General features: G+C 58.2%; 15 protein-coding genes and 8 tRNA genes. 5 read left to right on the forward strand and 18 right to left on the reverse strand.

The genetic code is table 11. From position 1 onward, the window contains the following. Positions 1 to 13: 13 nt before the first annotated feature. The 4 genes from JH15_RS03875 to JH15_RS03890 all read right to left on the reverse strand — a co-directional run bounded on the left by JH15_RS03875 (position 14) and on the right by JH15_RS03890 (position 5,358). Positions 14 to 1,045: an Ldh family oxidoreductase gene (locus JH15_RS03875; RefSeq protein ID WP_043527195.1), complete on the reverse strand. Its 1,032-nt coding sequence runs from the start codon at positions 1,043 to 1,045 to the stop codon at positions 14 to 16. Positions 1,046 to 1,112: 67 nt separating this feature from the next. Then, positions 1,113 to 1,424 (reverse strand): c-type cytochrome, encoded by a 312-nt coding sequence (locus JH15_RS03880; RefSeq protein WP_043527197.1) that lies wholly within the window; start codon positions 1,422 to 1,424, stop codon positions 1,113 to 1,115. Between the two features lie 531 nt (positions 1,425 to 1,955). Next, positions 1,956 to 3,998, reverse strand: coding sequence for a CocE/NonD family hydrolase (locus JH15_RS03885; protein ID WP_043527199.1), 2,043 nt, complete (start codon positions 3,996 to 3,998; stop codon positions 1,956 to 1,958). Positions 3,999 to 4,056: 58 nt separating this feature from the next. Next, positions 4,057 to 5,358, reverse strand: coding sequence for an ATP-grasp domain-containing protein (locus JH15_RS03890; protein WP_043527202.1), 1,302 nt, complete (start codon positions 5,356 to 5,358; stop codon positions 4,057 to 4,059). Positions 5,359 to 5,678: 320 nt separating this feature from the next. On the opposite strand from JH15_RS03890, the gene JH15_RS03895 reads away from it, so the two are divergent. From JH15_RS03895 to iadA, 3 genes are read left to right on the forward strand one after another with little or no spacing between them, the layout of a single operon-like run. After that, on the forward strand, positions 5,679 to 6,533 hold the full coding sequence (locus JH15_RS03895) for a cyanophycinase (RefSeq protein ID WP_043527204.1): 855 nt from the start codon (positions 5,679 to 5,681) through the stop codon (positions 6,531 to 6,533). Next, positions 6,530 to 9,166 carry a cyanophycin synthetase gene (cphA, locus tag JH15_RS03900; RefSeq protein ID WP_043527207.1) on the forward strand — a complete coding sequence of 879 codons (2,637 nt, stop codon included), beginning with the start codon at positions 6,530 to 6,532 and terminating at the stop codon, positions 9,164 to 9,166. Before JH15_RS03895 ends, cphA begins: the two co-directional genes overlap by 4 nt. Then, a complete protein-coding gene (iadA, locus tag JH15_RS03905) occupies positions 9,163 to 10,332 on the forward strand; it encodes a beta-aspartyl-peptidase (protein ID WP_043527209.1) in 1,170 nt (389 codons plus the stop codon). The genes cphA and iadA overlap by 4 nt, the downstream gene beginning before the upstream one ends. 576 nt (positions 10,333 to 10,908) lie before the next feature. Here iadA and JH15_RS03910 read toward each other — a convergent pair. Beyond that, positions 10,909 to 11,670 (reverse strand): HpcH/HpaI aldolase family protein, encoded by a 762-nt coding sequence (locus tag JH15_RS03910; protein WP_043527211.1) that lies wholly within the window; start codon positions 11,668 to 11,670, stop codon positions 10,909 to 10,911. A gap of 20 nt (positions 11,671 to 11,690) precedes the next feature. On the opposite strand from JH15_RS03910, the gene JH15_RS18010 reads away from it, so the two are divergent. Further along, positions 11,691 to 11,861: a hypothetical protein gene (locus JH15_RS18010; protein ID WP_156105238.1), complete on the forward strand. Its 171-nt coding sequence runs from the start codon at positions 11,691 to 11,693 to the stop codon at positions 11,859 to 11,861. A gap of 27 nt (positions 11,862 to 11,888) precedes the next feature. Here the strand turns inward: JH15_RS18010 and JH15_RS03915 are convergent. The 13 genes from JH15_RS03915 to JH15_RS03975 form a co-directional block, all read right to left on the reverse strand. Beyond that, positions 11,889 to 11,976, reverse strand: a tRNA-Ser gene (locus JH15_RS03915). 89 nt (positions 11,977 to 12,065) lie between these two features. Next, entirely contained in the window at positions 12,066 to 12,578 is a 513-nt protein-coding gene (locus JH15_RS03920) for a YiiD C-terminal domain-containing protein (protein ID WP_043527214.1), read from the reverse strand. Positions 12,579 to 12,586: 8 nt separating this feature from the next. Further along, positions 12,587 to 13,147 carry a nitroreductase family protein gene (locus JH15_RS03925; RefSeq protein ID WP_043527217.1) on the reverse strand — a complete coding sequence of 187 codons (561 nt, stop codon included), beginning with the start codon at positions 13,145 to 13,147 and terminating at the stop codon, positions 12,587 to 12,589. 67 nt (positions 13,148 to 13,214) lie between these two features. Then, entirely contained in the window at positions 13,215 to 14,051 is an 837-nt protein-coding gene (gene queF / locus JH15_RS03930; RefSeq protein ID WP_043527219.1) for an NADPH-dependent 7-cyano-7-deazaguanine reductase QueF, read from the reverse strand. Then, positions 14,048 to 14,821: an ABC transporter permease gene (locus JH15_RS03935; RefSeq protein WP_043527221.1), complete on the reverse strand. Its 774-nt coding sequence runs from the start codon at positions 14,819 to 14,821 to the stop codon at positions 14,048 to 14,050. Before JH15_RS03935 ends, queF begins: the two co-directional genes overlap by 4 nt. Beyond that, positions 14,818 to 15,819: an ABC transporter ATP-binding protein gene (locus tag JH15_RS03940; protein ID WP_043527224.1), complete on the reverse strand. Its 1,002-nt coding sequence runs from the start codon at positions 15,817 to 15,819 to the stop codon at positions 14,818 to 14,820. The genes JH15_RS03935 and JH15_RS03940 overlap by 4 nt, the downstream gene beginning before the upstream one ends. A 167-nt stretch (positions 15,820 to 15,986) precedes the next feature. Next, positions 15,987 to 16,062, reverse strand: a tRNA-Glu gene (locus JH15_RS03945). A gap of 168 nt (positions 16,063 to 16,230) precedes the next feature. Continuing rightward, positions 16,231 to 16,305, reverse strand: a tRNA-Gly gene (locus tag JH15_RS03950). Positions 16,306 to 16,349: 44 nt separating this feature from the next. After that, positions 16,350 to 16,425: transfer RNA gene (locus tag JH15_RS03955), tRNA-Glu, on the reverse strand. A 112-nt stretch (positions 16,426 to 16,537) separates the two neighbouring features. Further along, positions 16,538 to 16,612: transfer RNA gene (locus JH15_RS03960), tRNA-Gly, on the reverse strand. A gap of 44 nt (positions 16,613 to 16,656) precedes the next feature. After that, positions 16,657 to 16,732: transfer RNA gene (locus tag JH15_RS03965), tRNA-Glu, on the reverse strand. 97 nt (positions 16,733 to 16,829) lie between these two features. Then, a tRNA-Gly gene (locus JH15_RS03970) sits at positions 16,830 to 16,904 on the reverse strand. A 19-nt stretch (positions 16,905 to 16,923) separates the two neighbouring features. After that, positions 16,924 to 16,999: transfer RNA gene (locus JH15_RS03975), tRNA-Glu, on the reverse strand. 188 nt (positions 17,000 to 17,187) lie between these two features. Here JH15_RS03975 and msrB point away from each other — a divergent pair. Continuing rightward, positions 17,188 to 17,589: a peptide-methionine (R)-S-oxide reductase MsrB gene (gene msrB, locus JH15_RS03980; RefSeq protein WP_043527227.1), complete on the forward strand. Its 402-nt coding sequence runs from the start codon at positions 17,188 to 17,190 to the stop codon at positions 17,587 to 17,589. Positions 17,590 to 17,643 lie beyond the last annotated feature (54 nt).

The raw sequence follows: 17,643 nt of genomic DNA on the forward strand, positions 1-17,643 counted from the left end.
TGAGAAAAGGCGTTCACGACGAGGTAGGTTTGGCGGAAGCCAGCTCGGCGAGTTCATCATAAAGCGCACGTGGCAGGGTCACCCCGTCGATCCTGCTTCGCTCCCGCGCTGCGAAGCGGCGCTGCGAAGGAAGCCGAGCGCCTTGCGACTCGATGCCTTCGAACAAGCGTTCGGCGTGTGTCAGGTGGTGTGCCGCATCCTGACCTAGCAAAGCGTGTGGCGAGATCGCGACAATGAACTCGCCATGATGAGGCTTGCCGTCATGATCCGGGGAAGCGGCTTGCGTTTCATGCCCTAGCAAGTCCCCGATTAAAGGCCCCGCCAACAGCTCTATCATGGTGGACAAGGCTGAGCCCTTGTAGCCACCGAAAGGCAACATGGCTCCCTCGAGCGCTTCCGTCGGGTCAGTGGTCGGTTGCCCCGAGCTATCGAGTGCCCACGTATTCGGGATCGACTTTCCAGCGCGCCGGTGAAGTTCGATTTCACCCCGAGCAACCACGCTGGTCGCGAAATCGAAGGTGTAGGGTGGCTTGCCGGGCCTCGGCCATGAAAAGGCCATGGGGTTGGTACCCAATAAAGGGGAATGCCCACCGGCTGGAGCCACGAAGGCATGGCTGGGTGTCACGGCAATACCCACCAGCCCCACCTCGGATAATGCTTCGACTTCTTGCCAGAGCGCCGAAAAGTGAAAGCTCCGGTTTATGGCCAGGAGTGCAATCCCGCAACGATTCGCCTTTTCGATCAATAGGGGTTTGCCCCGTTCGAACGCCAGCAAGGATGAGCCTTGCTTGGCATCGACACGAACCACACTGGGTGCCTGATCCGTTACCTCAGGCTCAGCCTGGGTGTCGACTCCCCCATTGCGTGCTGTTTCTACACAACTGATCAATCGATACAGGCCGTGGGAGTGACATTCGTCCCGCTGGGCAGCAACCACGCTTCGCGTGATGGCCGCTGCATGCGACTGGTTAAAACCATGAGCCATAAGCACCTGCATGCTCAATGACTCGGCATCCTCCAGAGAGAGTGTTATTTCATTATTCATCAATAAAACCTTAGCGAGCGATGAAGCCGGAGCCCCGGCTACAGCGGGGCCCCAGTAGGTAGGAATCTCAGCCCTGCTCGAGTACCCACTCGGCGAGGGCGGTCGCCTCCTCTTCGGTGACGTTGTTGGGTGGCATGGGCAGTTGGCCCCACTTCCCCGTGCTGCCATTCATGATGCTATCCACGAGAATCCCTACCGCGTCATCCTGGTCCGAGTATTCCTTTGCAACATCGGTAAATGCAGGGCCTACCAACTGCACGTCAGTGGCGTGGCACGCAGCACAGGCCTTGTTCTGAAAAAGGCTCTCGGCATCTTGTGCCAGCGCCGGATTCGTCGCGAGCCCCGCCAGAGCAAGCAGGGCATAAAAGGACTTCTTCATAGTCACCCTCATCGTTTTTTGGATCACGGTGCATTGACTTCAGCGCCTCTTAGGTTAGCCCATGCGAGAGGAATGTGGGCTCACCACGCTTGGCATCAGGACCCAACGTTCATGGGGACGAAAAAAAGCCCTAACCAAGGTCAGGGCAAAACGCGATGAGACGCTACAACCTCACGAGGCTCGAAAGACACCCGATAACCGCCACGTCTCGCCGCTAGTGTACCGCCATTCGCGAAGTAACGAATCGTAAATATTCGTGAAAAAAAGTGCCAGACTCGAGAACGCACTTAATCGGGCAAGGCAATCGAAGGCGTAACCAATAAAAGACCCGGCGGGGAGCCGGGCCAAAGGGATAGCAAGGAGAGAACCTTGCGGAACACAGACAGGAGATTCACACACGCATGCTGCCTTTCGCCCTTATAGCTTGGCCACAACCTTGGACGGCGTATGTTGGGAAAGCGCTTCGGTTTGCGATGGGCTGAATCAGCTCGTAACGGCTCGTTAGCTTAGGCTGCCTGCGGCTGTCTCACCTCACACGAGGTCGCGTGGAATCTCCTCGTCCCAACTCTTGGCAAATACCCGACTGTCGCCCTCAAAGGCATCCAACGTAGCGCGCAGACGGAAATTTTCAGCATCCGACGTCATCAAGGTGCGGGTCACGCTGCGCACCATCCAGTCGCCCCGCCGAAAACTACGCTCCCACTCGGTCCAACCGCTGAGGCTGTCGTAATTGCCGTAGGCATAGGTGTAGCGCTCGACGACCCGTGACGAGAGCTCGAGGTCGATATCATCGAGACGAAACGTGCCTTGATCGTTGATGACTTCGAGTGTGGTCTTGTCAGTAGCCAAGTCCCGTATTACCCGCCAGGCCTCTTGGCTCGGCTGTATCAGCGTCATCGCTAACGGGGGGGCTGCCTCGGGCGGAGCGAATTGAGGCAGCGCCGCTTCTTCCTGAGGTTGTGGCTCGCGACATGGCAGGATCAACCGGCTGCCTGCAGGATAAAGCGTCAGTTTGACAGAGGCTGGAGACGGCCAGGCTAGTGGCCAATAGCTAGTCGAGAGCGAGAGCCGAATGGCGTTACCGGCGGGAAAGTTCTGGGCGATATGCTTAAGCGGCACGCGCACGTGATAACGCTTGCCGGGCTCCAGTGGCTGGGGAAACTCGTCACTGTCGCGGTGGGTCAGGTTGAGCAATCCATAAGAGATCCGTGTCGCTTTGTCGTCTTGTGCAATGTCACTAAGCCGTAGCGCCACCATCGCCACCGGCTGGTCGGCTTCGAGCTCGAGTTCAATCACGGGTTGCCCACAGATTTCGATGTCCTCATCGAGTCGCGCCGTTTGGAATATCAGCGAGCCACCATCCTCGTCGCGCTGATCGTGCGGCAAGTCCGGCGGAGCATTGTAGGAACACCATTTGCCGGCATACAGCCCCACCGATAGCGGTGAGCGCACCGAGAGAGGAACCTCATCGCCCGATGCGGAAGTCGCCGGGTCCTGCCTTGAAGGCAGCAGATCATGACCGCTGGTAAGACGGTAATGCCTCGATTCGATTCGCGACGAAGGCCAGCTCGGTTCGCTAACCCAGCGCCCTGGACGCCTATCGTAGCGAGCCGACGGTGGAACCGACGCCTGCATCCACACACGCAACATCGGCTCGTCCATGATCCCCGTCTCCTTGCCTTTCAGCCAATAGTCCCACCAACGCAGCGAGTCCTGTAAAAAACCGATGGCCGGGCCCGGAACGCCCAGATGGGGATACTTGTGCGCCCAGGGGCCAACCAGCCCCTTACGTGGTACTTCGAGCCCCGCGAGCAGACGGAACACGGCATTGCAATAACCATCGGCCCAGCCGCTAATGGCATAGACGGGACAACGAATACGCGAAAAGTCCTCGCAGACCGAGCCATGTTTCCAATAGTCGTCACGGCGCTGGTGTTGAAGCCAGGTGGCTAACCACAGCCCGCTGTCCTCAAGACGCTCTCGCCACATGTCCCGCCAGCGGTCGCCTACCAACGCCGGGTCGGGTGGACAGGTATTGGTATCGAACATGGTCGACGCCCATGACAGGTTATCGCCGAGCAGACAGCCTCCCATGTGGTGTACATCGTCGGCATAGCGGTCGTCGGTCGAGCAGAGCGTAATGACGGCTTTCAACTCGGGGGGCTGCATGGCGGCAATCTGCAAGCCATTGAACCCGCCCCAGGAGATACCGATCATCCCTACGTCTCCGGTACACCAGGGTTGCTGACCCAGCCAGCGCAGGATCGCGACGCCATCGTCGAGTTCTTGCTGCAGGTATTCATCGGTCAATACGCCATCGGATTCGCCACTTCCTCGAATGTCCACACGCACCCCTGCGTAGCCGTGGCCAGCCCAGTAAGCGTGCGTCTGGACATCACGCATCGCCGTCAGGTCGCGCTTGCGGTAAGGCAAATACTCGAGGATGGCCGGCACCGGGTCGCTAACGGCATCGACGGGTCGCCAGATTCGTATCGCCAGACGGCAACCGTCTGCCAGCGTGATCCAGTCCTCCTCCTCGTGAACCTCCCGGGGAAAATCGCTGACGATATGCATGTCCCTGCTCCCATTCATTACCTGCTTATCTTATGACTCTCGACAGTGATAGAGACCGCTAGCCAACGATATCCTCGAATTCGAAATGCAACTGTTCGGCGAGTCGAGCATAGTTCTCTTCCAATGCAGCATCATCGTCAGCGCCCATCCATGCGTAAGCCAGGGCAAAACTGTAGCTATCTTGCTCGGGGAGCGACGAGAGGCGTGTCCCCACTTCAACCTGAACCGAGATTCGGGTACCCGGATAGCGTTGTTCCAACGCCTCGATCTCCTCGGCGCTGGGGGCACGACTGACAGTGGCATCGACGAAAAATACCCGGTAGAAAAACGTTGCCGCGACCTGGAACCGTCCTTGTCGGCTTGGCATGTCGGGGACCTGCCCCAGCGCCAGATCCACCGTGACCTGTTGGTGGCTGAGCCCATCGACTTTCTCGAACAGGTCACAATGCGATTGTGCTATTCGCGTATTGATTTCCAACAGCCAGACGCGATCTTGAATTTCATCCCAAAAGTATTCGATATTGAAAGCGGCATTGTCATAGCCTATATGGGTCATTATCGTGCGGGTCAGTTGCTGCATTTTTTCTTGAACATGGTCAGGAAGCCGTGACGGGTAACGATAATAAAAGAAACTCAGAACTTGAGGATAACGAATCGAATCGACAATACCATAAGGCACGACTTCGCCCTGGAAGACATAGCCTTCTACCGTGCATTGCCATCCGCCAATAATCTCCTCGGCCATACAGAACCCGCCATCGACCGTACGTACATTTTCAGGGAGATTGGCGTGTTCCAGAATGAAATTGAAAGGCTCAGAAATCGTGCCAATGCCTTCGCATAACCGCGCCACGGCATAGGCGAAGTCCTCGGGGCTATCGACACGAAAGCCCAACCTGGAACCTGACGACTTGATGGGCTTTACGAAAAAAGGAAAATATAGCCCCGCCTCCCCTATATGTTGCAGCGCTTGCGAATCGAAGGGGTCGAAGGCAGTGAATCGGGGAATGCAATCGGCGATCAGTTCACGCTGGACGAGCCGGCTCCAGTATTTATGCTCACACTTGAGCAAGCTTTCCAGGCTGGTTGAGCGCGTGCCAAACTGTTCACAGAGCAGTGGCAACATGGTCGAGACGGGGAAATCCATATAGCCAACGATGGCATCGATGGGCTCACCGAAGGCTCTCAACTGGGATTCGGCCCTGGCCAGCATGTCTTCGATGGGAAAGATTTCAGTATCGTAAACTTCCGCCGGTTCAATCACGCCATGGAATCGATAATTTTCCGCCCCTCGTAAATGTCCGAGTCTCTCACGGTTGCGTTCATCCAGCCCGACAACAAATACGTTCCGATCGCTCATAATCGCCTCCTGGCTACAAGCTCGGCTGTCGCAGTCCTTGCCACATAAACGCAATGGATCGCAGAAGGTGCGGCGCTTGCCCATTTGACCCCTGAGGTCAGGTACGGGAATACCGTCAATAGAAGGATAGCGGGTTATCGCTGCGGCGCTGCGGTAATAGGCGCACGATAGGAAAATCTCACTCTTTCGCAGGAGCGATGTGGTCAGGCCTGTGGCGTTATTAATCTGGCGGGTGCGGTTTACGGCTGTTATAAGTGAATACTCGAGTTAAAGCATCCTGCTGCGTTTCCTTAAAAGCGTCGCTGGGCGGCGAATGGGATATGGTTTCACACCCCCCCACCCTCTCCGGGCACATCGTGGCCATTGGCGGTGCCGAGGACAAGACGTCAGAACTCGCGATCCTTCGCCGGGTATATGAGCTTGCCCCCAAAGACAGTGACGAAGTCGCGATCATCGCAACGGCCAGTAGTATTCCTGAGCAGCTCTTGCCCAGTTATGAAGCAGCCTTCTCTCGCCTGGGCGCGAGCCAGGTTCATGCGTTGGATATCCAGGATCGCAAACAGGCCGCAGATGTCGATAACGTCCGCTTGATTCAACGAAGTGGCGTCATTTTTTTCACCGGGGGCGATCAGCTTCGCCTGACCAGTGTCTTTGGCGGCTCGGCCACGCTACGGGCCATCCGCGATCGCTTGAGGGCGGGCGCCGTCGTGGCGGGTACCAGTGCCGGTGCCGCGGCCATGCCGAGCACCATGATCTATAACGGAGCAGCGGCAGACGCCCTGCGCAAGGGGGCGGTCAACATGACCTTCGGCCTGGGTTTCGTACGGGGCATGGTGATCGATAGCCATTTCCTGGAACGGGGTCGGTTTACGCGCCTCATGGAAGTGGGAGCCAGCAACCCCGAGCAGTTGGGGGTGGGTATCGGTGAGGATGCGGCGGTCATCATCCATCCAAACCGAATTCTGGAAACCATCGGTCCGGGACACGTCATCATCATCGATAGTCGGGATCTGGCGAGCTCCAATATCGCTGAACTGGCCATGGGCGAGCCGGTCGCCATCGAGAATATGATCCTTCACGCCATGGTCAGTGGCCATGGGTACGATATCGATGCTCGCCGCTATCTCGTCGCCGACGAACTCAATGCCCTCCTGACGGAGAAGCAGCCACGATGAATATTCTCGAGCACCGGGCACTTCGCGGACCGAACTACTACAGCCGTTACCAGGCAATCTATATGCGTCTGGATATCGGTGAGCTCGAGGCACGGCCCAGCGATACGGTCCCCGGCATCGTACAACGTATCACCGCGCTCCTGCCGAGCTTGTACGAACATCGCTGCTCGGTTGGGCGGGCCGGCGGGTTTCTGGAACGTATCGAGCGGGGCACCTGGGCTGGACACGTGGTCGAGCATGTCGCGATCGAACTGCAGAACCTGATCGGCTTCTCGGTGGGCTATGGCAAGACGGTCGATTCCTACGATCCAGGGATCTATAACGTCGTCTACCGATACCGGGACGAGGCCTGCGGTCTGGCAGCCGGTGTGGAAGCCGTCGATATCGTCGCCCGGCTCTTCAATGGCGATGAGATCGATATCTCCTCGGCGGTGACTCGTCTCAAGCACGTGCGCGACGAACATATGCTGGGGCCATCCACCGCCTCGATCGTCGACGCAGCCACCCGCCGAGGTATTCCCTGCGCTCGTCTTGACGAGAACAGCAGTTATATCCAACTGGGGCACGGCTGCCGTCAGCAACGCATCCAGGCCACGGTGACCGGCCGCACGAGCCTGCTCAGCTACGGCATCGCCGATGATAAGCACTGGACAAAACAAGTACTCGGTGAGGCCGGTATCCCCGTCCCCAAGGGGCACATTTGTCACTCGATCGAAGAAGCACTCGAGGCCGTCCTCGATATTGGCTTTCCCGTTGTCGTCAAACCAGTGATCGGCAATCACGGTCGCGGCGTGAGCACGGATATAGGCGATGACGAGACACTGCGAGAAGCGTTCAATATCGCCTCCCAACAGAATCCACCGGTCATCGTGGAAAGATTCGTCAAGGGTGAGGATCACCGGCTGCTAGTGGTCGATGGCAAGCTGGTGGCCGCCGCCCGACGGCGCCCTGCTCATGTGGTCGGGGATGGGCAAACAACGCTGAACGCATTGATAGATGAAGAGAATAAGGACCCGCGACGCGGTATCGGCCATGAAAACCTGCTGACACAGATCCACCTGGACGAGCAGTCGTATCGGCTGATAGCCCAGCAGAACGTGACCATGGAAAGTGTCGTCCCTGAAGGCGAAGTCATCTATCTCAAGTCGACGGCGAACCTGAGCACCGGGGGCACGGCAACGGATGTCACCGAGGATGTTCATCCAGAAGTAAAATACACCGCAGAACGCATTGCCCGTCTGGTCGGCCTCGATATCATCGGCATCGACCTGCTGGCCGAGACCGTGTCCCGCCCCTTGGACGAACAATCCGCTGCGGTGGTCGAGGTCAATGCCGGCCCGGGGTTCCGCATGCATCTTTCACCCACCCATGGCACGGGCCGGGATGTGGGCCAGCACGTCATCGAGATGCTCTTTCCCGATACCCAGGAGTCTGGGCGCATACCCATCGTTGCGGTGACGGGTACCAATGGTAAAACCACCACGGTGCGCCTGATATCGCATCTTCTTCGCCAGGCCGGGCGCAGTGTCGGTACGGCCTGCACGGGTGCCATCGAGATCGACAACCATACCATTATGCGTGGCGATTACAGCGGGCCACAGGCGGCCGCGGCCGTGCTTCGCGAGCCCACCGTCGAATATGCAGTGCTGGAAGTCGCGCGAGGCGGCATCATGCGTCGCGGGCTGGGCTTCGATGAGTGCCAGGTCGGGGTGCTGCTGAACATTGCCAGCGATCATCTGGGAGAAAATGATATCCACACCCTCGATGAACTGGCGCGCTGCAAGGCCGTGGTGATCGACGCGGTCCGCGAGCAAGGGACGGCCGTACTCAATGCCGACGACCCTCGCGTGCTGGCGAGCAAGGAATGGGCCAGGGGGGACGTCATCTACTTCACTCTGGATCCCGACGCTGAGCCCGTCCGCGAGCATGTGCAAAGCCATGGAGTCGCGTTCACGGTTCAGGACGGGCGTATCGTCATGCGCCAAGGCAATGTCGAAGCCACCATCATTCCGGTGGTGGACGCCCCTATCACCTTCGAAGGCCTCGCCCGCTTCAATGTTGCCAATGCCCTGGCCGCCAGCGCCGCTGCCTATGCTCTGGGACTCAGCATCGCCGACATTCAGTTGGGCCTGCAGACATTTCATCCGACACCGGGACAGAATCCAGGACGCACCAACTTTATCGATGCCGGCGACATCAAGGTGCTGATCGACTATGGCCATAACGTTCCGGCGCTACAAGCCCTGAGCGAGCTCGTGAGCCGCATTCCTGCACATCGTCGCATTAGCGTGGCCAGTGCACCGGGCAACCGTCGCGACGAGGATCTGTTTAGCCTGGGCGCGCAACTTGCCAGCATGCATGACATCGTCTTTCTCTATGAAACCGATCCGCGAGGTCGTCCCGGCGGTGAAACCGTTAATCTGCTGCGTGCCGGGGCGGAGTCGGTGCCCGGCGGCTGCCAGGTCGAGGTGGTCATGGAGGAACGCCATGCCATCGATAAAGCGTTCGATGTGGTCAGGGAGGGCGATCTGCTGGTACTCCTGATCGAGGACGTCGAGGGCGCCACCGAGCGCCTTCGCGGGCGCCGGTTTCTACCGGATATCCCAGCAGAAGCCGCAGAGAGCCAACCATGATTTCAAGCGACCGATATGACGGACTAATGGTGTTGCTGCGTGTCGGCGCCGTCTTCTCGCCCGAACGGCTCGAGACAGCAGACATACTTGTGGCGGGGGGAAAAATCATCGCCTTGGGAAACGACCTCGATATTCCCAGTGGATGGCCTGTACGAGTGGTAGAGGCCTCACACCTGATCGCCGTTCCTGCTTTCATCGATCAGCACGTACATGTCACCGGGGGGGGAGGCGAAGGCGGATGCGGTACACGCTGCCCCGAGATTACGGCTCGGGAAATCGCAGCCATGGGGATTGGCACGGTGGTGGGCGTGCTTGGCACCGATAGCATCAGCCGCTCCCCGGCCGACCTGCTGGCCAAGGTGCGTGGGCTGCGCGCCGAAGGGATTTCAGCGTATATGTATACCGGTGCGTATCGCGTCCCGCCTCCCACGCTAACCGGCGACATCCAGCGCGACCTGACCTGGATCCCCGAAGTCATCGGCCTGGGCGAAATCGCCATATCAGATCATCGCTCGAGCCAGCCGCGACAGGATGAAATCGAGCGGATCGTCAGCGATACCCGCGTTGGTGCCATGCTCGCCGGCAAACGGGGTATCTGCCATTTCCATCTGGGTGACGGGAAACGGGGGCTGGAACCACTGCGAAGATTGCTCGCCGAAACCGAGATTCCCGCCGACCAGATCATCCCTACCCACGTGAATCGCCACCCTGCCCTCCTTGAGGAAGCCGCAGACTACGCATTGACCTTCAATGCAAGCGTCGATGTCACGGCGTTCGAAGAGGCAGGCGATGGTCTTTCCAGCTTCGATGCTGTGTCTCGGCTTCTGGAGCGTGGCGTTCCCGCCGAGCGCATAACCATGAGTTCCGACTGCAATGGCAGCTTGCCGGAATTCGACGCCAACGGGGCGTACCTCGGGATGAAAGTCGCCAGGAACACGACCCTGATTGCGGACTGGCAACGCCTCGTGCATGAAGGCGTGCTACCCCTCGAGACGGCCTTGCACCTGATTACCACCAATGTGGCCCGAGTACTTGGGTTACACGCTAGCAAGGGCCATCTGTGCATCGGTTTCGACGCTGACATAACGTTGCTCGACAGCAAGCTTCAGCCTCAGCAGACGTTCGTGGCGGGAAAGCGTATTTATGACGTTAATGCTGAGGAATAGCTTGAAATGCATGTTCCTGAGGTTGAAGCCGAGCCTCGCGGAACTCAGTTTAGATAGGCCGTCATTGCATTCATCGCGGACAGTTGGATCCGCGCCCGTTCGGCCCAAAAATTCAAGACTTCATCATCGAATGAGAGGGCGTTTGTTTCATCAGCGGAAAAGGATTCAATATTATCTAATGAAGAAGATGACGGTGTCGTAGTTGGCATGAACATAATTCTCAAGGGGAATATATATTCACGGTATCCCCTTAATTGCTGCGCCGCAATAAATTAATTTTAATTTTTCTACTGATCAAACAGATCTTAATGTAATGAAAAACATATTTAGCAATATTTTATCGCACGCTAGATCAACTGATTAAAATCACAATTACCTATGTTGTAACTGTAGACATGTTTTAAAACATAATCCGCCTAACCTGAGGCTAGAGATCACCCGAATTATTACTGTTTAATGTATCAGATAAAACTATAAACCCCAGCGATTTTTCTTCGACGCTTCAATTAACCGTTACCACGCGCTTCCTCCCTATCAATATGTCTCAAGGAAGGAGAGCGACTCGATCCTGCGTCGTCATTTCAAGTCTTCGAGCGTAGCCCGCGCGGCTTTGTGTAAGAGCATTACATCGATACCTGCGGCGATGAAGTCGCTCCCCAGTGAAGCGTAGTGGCGAGCATCGGCGGCATCAGGGGCGAGAATCCCCACCGCCTTGCCCATCGCCTTGACTTGGTGGATTACCGTTTCAATGCAGGCCAGCACGTCCGGGTGAGAAGGATTACCCGGGTGGCCGAGACTGGCGGAGAGATCATAAGGCCCGATGAACAGAGCATCGACCCCCTCCACCGCAGCGATCGCCTCGACGTTGTTCACCGCGGAGCGCGACTCAACCTGTACGATCAGGCATAGCTCGCGGTGTGCCTGGCCCAGGTAGTCCTCGACGGTGCCCCAGCGCGTGGCGCGGATCAGCCCGCCACCAATGCCACGGCGGCCATGTGGCGGATAGTGCATGGCGTCCACCAGCGCCTCGGCCTGCTCAGGCGTATCGACCATAGGCACCATCAAGGTCTGGGCACCGATATCCAGCACCTGCTTGATCAACGCGGGGTCATGATTGACCAGACGCACCACCGCAGCGGTATCGTAGGCGGCAATGGCCTGCAGCTGGGCGAGCAGCGAGGCGATGGTGTTCGGTGCATGTTCTCCATCCACCAGCAACCAGTCGAAGCCCGTCGAGGCGAGGGCCTCGGCGGCATAGCCACTGGCCAGCCCAGCCCAGCAGCCGTATTGAGGGCCTGAGCCCAGTGCCGCCTTGAATCGATTACGTGGCAGTTCCATGGTTTACTCCTGAGGGGCGCATGACTACTGAAGCGCGTCCTATGCCTCAACGTCAAGAGCCAGATAGCGTACACCGTGCCCAGCGCGTTTCCCGAGGCGGCTATGTCACGCTTAAGCCGCATCCGGGATATCAGGCGAAAATTCTATCAATGGATCGTTACCTGAAGCTGAAAATAAAAAAAAGCCGCTGAAATATTCAGCGGCTTTTTTCTATTCTGTGGCGGAGAGGGAGGGATTCGAACCCTCGAAGCCTTTCGACTTACACACTTTCCAGGCGTGCTCCTTCGACCACTCGGACACCTCTCCACATTGTGTTTCCTGGGCACGTCGCGCGTCCCTCAAGAACGGCGCAAATGGTAGCGAGCTAAGCGCGTGTTTGCAAGCCGTTTTTCCGGTCAGTCCGGCTTTCTCGCCGGAAGTACGACATAATCTCCGCAGGCCTCGAGACACACCTTCTCACGGCAATAGAGCTTCTGAATGAGAGTGATACGCCCCTTGCCCTGCTGATTGAGACGCTCAGACAAGCTATGCGCCGCATGGATATCCTGCGGCTGGCAGTCGAGCCGATAGTCCTCAGTCACCGGGGCACTGAAACGCTGGCTGGCTTCTGCCACCACGACATCTTGCTGAAGACCCTGTCGACGTAGCCAGAGCGTCACCCAGCACCATCCGATCAGCGTGGTCTGCGCGGACAACGCACCCCCGAAGCCGGTCCCCTTGTCGTTGAGATTGGGCTGTAGATTGATATGCCAGCGGAGCACATCATCCTGCCATTCCATGCGTGAGAGTCCCAGCTGCGGGACGAGCGGTATCGCCTCCCCCAGCCAGGTCTGGAACGCGGCCAGATCCTCCCCCTGCCCGTCCTTGGGGAGCGGAAGCCGCGGATGGGGAGTGCCGATATCGCGCATGCTAGACCTCAGCGCCAATGTTTGACGAAGTCATCCGGGGTGCGTTCAGGGACCGGCTTGTGTCGGCCGCCAGGCTGCCCCAGATAGAGAAAACCGACGATCTCGTCATGCTCCCCGGCATCAAGCCCCTTGCGAACCGTGTCATCGAACGCATAGTGCCCACTGCGCCACATCGCGCCAAGCCCTTGGGCGTGTGCAGCCAGCAGGATGCCATGGGCGGCACACCCTGCGGAAATGACCTGTTCGAGCTTGGGCACCTTGGGAAGATCCGGCGTCACCCGAGCGATAACAGCGATGATCATCGGGGCTCGCAAGGGTTTCTTGCGTGCGGCGTCGAGTGTGGTATCCGTTGCATCGGGGTCGGCGCGAAACTCCGCTTCGGCAAACAGCTCGCCCAACCGGCTGAGTCCATCACCACTGAACTCGATGAAACGCCACGGCGTCAGTTCCTTGTGGTCGGGCGCGCGCAGCGCAGCCCGATAAAGCGCATCGAGCTGTTCGGGTGACGGCGCAGGGCCGACGAGTTTGCCCATCGAACTACGCTCATGCAGTAGCGTCATCGCATCCATCGAGATCTCCTGCGGCTACGTTTAGTTACGTACGAATCGAGAATGCCTCTCAGCTTAACGCAGGTAATCACTGCCGGGCCAGACGTAACGGCTCGGGCGGCCGCTCTCCCGGTGTGCCTCGCCAAGGGCTGATATCCAGTCCGCCGCGCCGTACGTAACGCGCCAATACCAGCAGCCGCTCAGGCTTGGTGCGTGCCATCAAGTCCATGAACAAGTGCTCGACGCAGTGCTCATGAAAATCCTGGTGTTGCCGGTAGGAAACCAGGTACTTGAGCAAGCCCTCACGCTCGATCCTCGGGCCCCGGTAGCGAATCATCACGCTGCCCCAATCAGGCTGGCCGGTGACCGGACAATTCGACTTGAGCAGGTGTGAGTGGAGTGTCTCTTCAACGATCGTGTCGCCAACGCTCAGTAGCGCCGGGCTTGGTGTGTAATCGTCGATCTCGATATCCAGCTCGTCCAGGCACTCCCCCGGCAACTGGCGAGGCATGAGCGCCTCGTCATCCACCCCGAGCAAATCGACGACAATGGGCGCCCCGGCCACTGCAGAGAGATCGCGAAGCAACGTCTCACGTACTTCGTCACGGCTTGCGAAGCGCGTCTGATTGAAGCTGTTGAGGTAGAGCTTCCAGGACTTCGACTCGATCAGGCAGGGAGACTCGGCGGGCAGGCGGAATCGCGCCACGGCCACGACGGGCTTACCTCTGCCATTCAGCCAGGAAAGCTCAAAGGCATGCCACTCATCCTCACCGATGAAGGGAAGCTTGCGTTCTTCGATGCCCAGCGGCTTACGGTTGGCTGCCCGCTCGATCGGGTACAACAGCCCGGCATCGTACTGTTCGGGGTAAGCCGAATCGCGCCCCAGCGGGGCATCCTGCAATATCTCGGGACGATCATGTGTCATGAACGGATCCCCTTGCCACGCTCCAGCATCCACAGCGCCATCACGAAGAGCCCGATGATAAAGGCCAGGATGGCGGAGAGGGCTATGCCGACGGGAATATCCGAAACCCCCAGGAAGCCATAGCGGAACACGTTGACCATATAAAGAATCGGGTTGAGCATCGAGGCACCCTGCCAGAACTCAGGAAGCATGCTGATCGAATAGAACACCCCGCCCAGATATGTAAGCGGAGTAAGGACGAATGTCGGAACAATCGAGATATCGTCGAACTTGTCCGCCATCAACGCATTGATGAAACCGCCCAAGGAGAAAAGCGCCGCAGTCAGCACCACCACGGCCACGGTGAGTATCGGATGTTCGACACTGATTTGCGTGAAGAACAGCGAGACGATCGTCACGATGACGCCCACCCCCAGGCCGCGAGCCATACCGCCGACCACGAAGCCTGTCAGGATTACCCAGTTGGGCATCGGCGATACCATCATCTCCTCCACGCTGCGCTGGAACTTGTTGGAGAAGAACGATGAGGCCACGTTGGAGTAGCTATTGGTAATCACCGACATCATGATCAGGCCGGGTACGATGTAATCCATGTACGAGAAGCCGTCCATGGCACCGATACGGGAACCGATCAGGTTGCCAAAGATGATGAAGTACATGGTCATGGTAATCGAGGGCGGCAACAGGGTCTGTGGCCAGATCCGCATGAAGCGCTTGATTTCCTTGAGTACGACGGTCCACAGGGCAATGGCGATCTGGGTGGGGCTCATCGGCGCGCACCCTCCCTATCGTCACTTGCGTCCTGAGCGGCATCGATACCCTGGGTCGGGGCGCCCGTTTTCCCCCCATTGCTATGCTCGACCATGGAAACAAACATCTCCTCCAGACGGTTGGCACGGTTACGCATCGACACCACTTCGAGTCCCTGTGACGAAAGCTGTTGAAAGAGGTCATTGAGACGTTGGCCACGCTTGACCAACACCGCGAGTTGACTGCCTTCGATCTGCTGTACCTCGAAGCCCTGGACGACCGGCACCGACTCGGTCGGGCGCGACAGGTCGAGCAGAAACGTTTCGGTATCAAGCTGTGCTAGCAGGTCGCGCACACTCGTGTTCTGAACGATTTCGCCATTGTTGATGATGGCGATGTTACGGCACAGACTTTCGGCTTCTTCGAGATAGTGCGTGGTGAGGATGATCGTGGTGCCTTCCTCACGATTGATGCGGCGCATGTAGTCCCACATGCTGCGCCGGAGTTCGATGTCCACACCGGCCGTGGGCTCATCGAGAATCAATAGCTTGGGCCGATGCATCAATGCCCGTGCAATCATCAGCCGTCGCTTCATGCCACCCGAGAGCATGCGAGCACTGCCCTTGCGCTTGTCCCATAGCCCCAGATCCTTGAGCAGGGTCTCGGCACGCGGTTTGGCTTCACGCATTGGCATGCCGTAATACCCAGCCTGGGCATGGATGATGTCGTCCACTTTCTCGAACTGGTTGAAGTTGAATTCCTGGGGGACCACACCGAGATGGTACTTGGCACGCGCGAAGTCCTCGTCGATGTCGATCCCGAATACCGAGACCTTGCCGGCGGTTTTCTGGACCAGGGAGGAGACGATACCCAGCGTGGTGGACTTGCCGGCCCCATTGGGCCCTAGCAAGGCGAAGAAATCGCCTTGGGCGACATCGAGGTCGATGCCTTTCAAGGCACGAAACCCGTTGCCGTAGGCCTTGGTCAGGCCACGAATGGACAGAGCCGGTTCGGCCATCGGAACACCTGTCGTGGAGTCGAAGGAAAACGTAGACCACCGGATATGCGGCCGCACGCCCGCGATTTCAATGCACAGCAACACCTTAGCAGCAAATGCCAAGCGTGGCGGGCACCATGTAGAGGTGGTTTGAAGCTTGGGGAAGGTAAACGTGCAGAGAACACAGATGGCGTCCCATAGGGGGTTCGAACCCCTGTTCCCGCCGTGAAAGGGCGGTGTCCTAGACCACTAGACGAATGGGACGTAATTCTGAGATTGGAGCGGGAACGTGATTCGATCGGACTGGCGTTCCAGCTCGCGACCCTCACAATGCCTGCATCCGGCACTTCGTTTTGGAGCGGGAGAAGTGATTCGACCGGGCTGGCGTTCCAGCTCGCGACCCTCACAATGCCTGCATCCAGCACTTCGTTTTGGAGCGGGAAACGAGATTCGAACTCGCGACCCTCGCCTTGGCAAGGCGATGCTCTACCACTGAGCTATTCCCGCTTGATATGCTACTGCTTTCTTCCGTTCACCTTCCTGAGAGAAGGTGGCGTCCCATAGGGGGTTCGAACCCCTGTTACCGCCGTGAAAGGGCGGTGTCCTAGGCCACTAGACGAATGGGACGTAGGTAATGCTTTTCTTTTGGAGCGGGAAAAGTGATTCGACGGGGCTGCCGTTAGCCGGGCTGGCGTTCCAGCTCGCGACTCTCACAATACCTGCATCCGGCACTTCGCTATGGAGCGGGAAACGAGATTCGAACTCGCGACCCTCGCCTTGGCAAGGCGATGCTCTACCACTGAGCTATTCCCGCTTGCTATTCTACTGCTTTCTTCCGTTCACCTTCCTGAGAGAAGGTGGCGTCCCATAGGGGGGTCGAACCCCTGTTACCGCCGTGAAAGGGCGGTGTCCTAGGCCACTAGACGAATGGGACGTAGGTAATGCTTTTCTTTTGGAGCGGGAAAAGTGATTCGACCGGGCTGGCGTTCCAGCTCGCGACTCTCACAATACCTGCATCCGGCACTTCGCTATGGAGCGGGAAACGAGATTCGAACTCGCGACCCTCGCCTTGGCAAGGCGATGCTCTACCACTGAGCTATTCCCGCAACCGATACCTGTACGAGGTGGCGTCCCATAGGGGGTTCGAACCCCTGTTCCCGCCGTGAAAGGGCGGTGTCCTAGACCACTAGACGAATGGGACGCATCGCTTGCCTCGACAAGGTGGCGCGTATGTTACTGAGCGGCCTGGGGCCTGTCAAGCATGCCGAGTAGCCGTCGTTATCGACAGGACGCGCTATGCTGGAAACAGCCCCCAGCCATTGCCAGACCGGGGGCCAAGAGGCCAGCATAGCGAGCACAGACCCAGTTGGAATCGGACGGAGAATTGCCATGCGCAAGAAGGTCGAAAAGAGTGATGCCGAATGGCAAAGCCAGCTAACACCCGAGCAGTACCGCGTCACCCGTGAGAAAGGCACTGAAAGGCCCTTCACCGGCGATCACGAAGTGAGCGACCAGCAGGGCATTTATCACTGTGTTTGTTGCCATGCGCCATTGTTCGAGAATGAGCACAAGTTCGACTCGGGTTGCGGCTGGCCGAGCTTCGATCGTCCGCTAGGATCGGGCTCGGTGGAAGAGCAAGACGACGCGTCCCACGGCATGCAACGCACTGAAGTCGTGTGCTCGCATTGCAATGCCCATCTGGGGCACGTCTTTCCCGATGGGCCACGTGAGACCACTGGCCTGCGCTACTGCATCAATTCCGTGGCCCTGGATTTCCATCCCGACGAATAACCCTTTCTAACAACGCATTCCTGCCACACGGAATCGGTCGCCCTTCTGCTAAGA

Origin of the sequence: Litchfieldella xinjiangensis, assembly GCF_000759345.1 — a bacterium.
Lineage (GTDB): Bacteria > Pseudomonadota > Gammaproteobacteria > Pseudomonadales > Halomonadaceae > Litchfieldella_A > Litchfieldella_A xinjiangensis.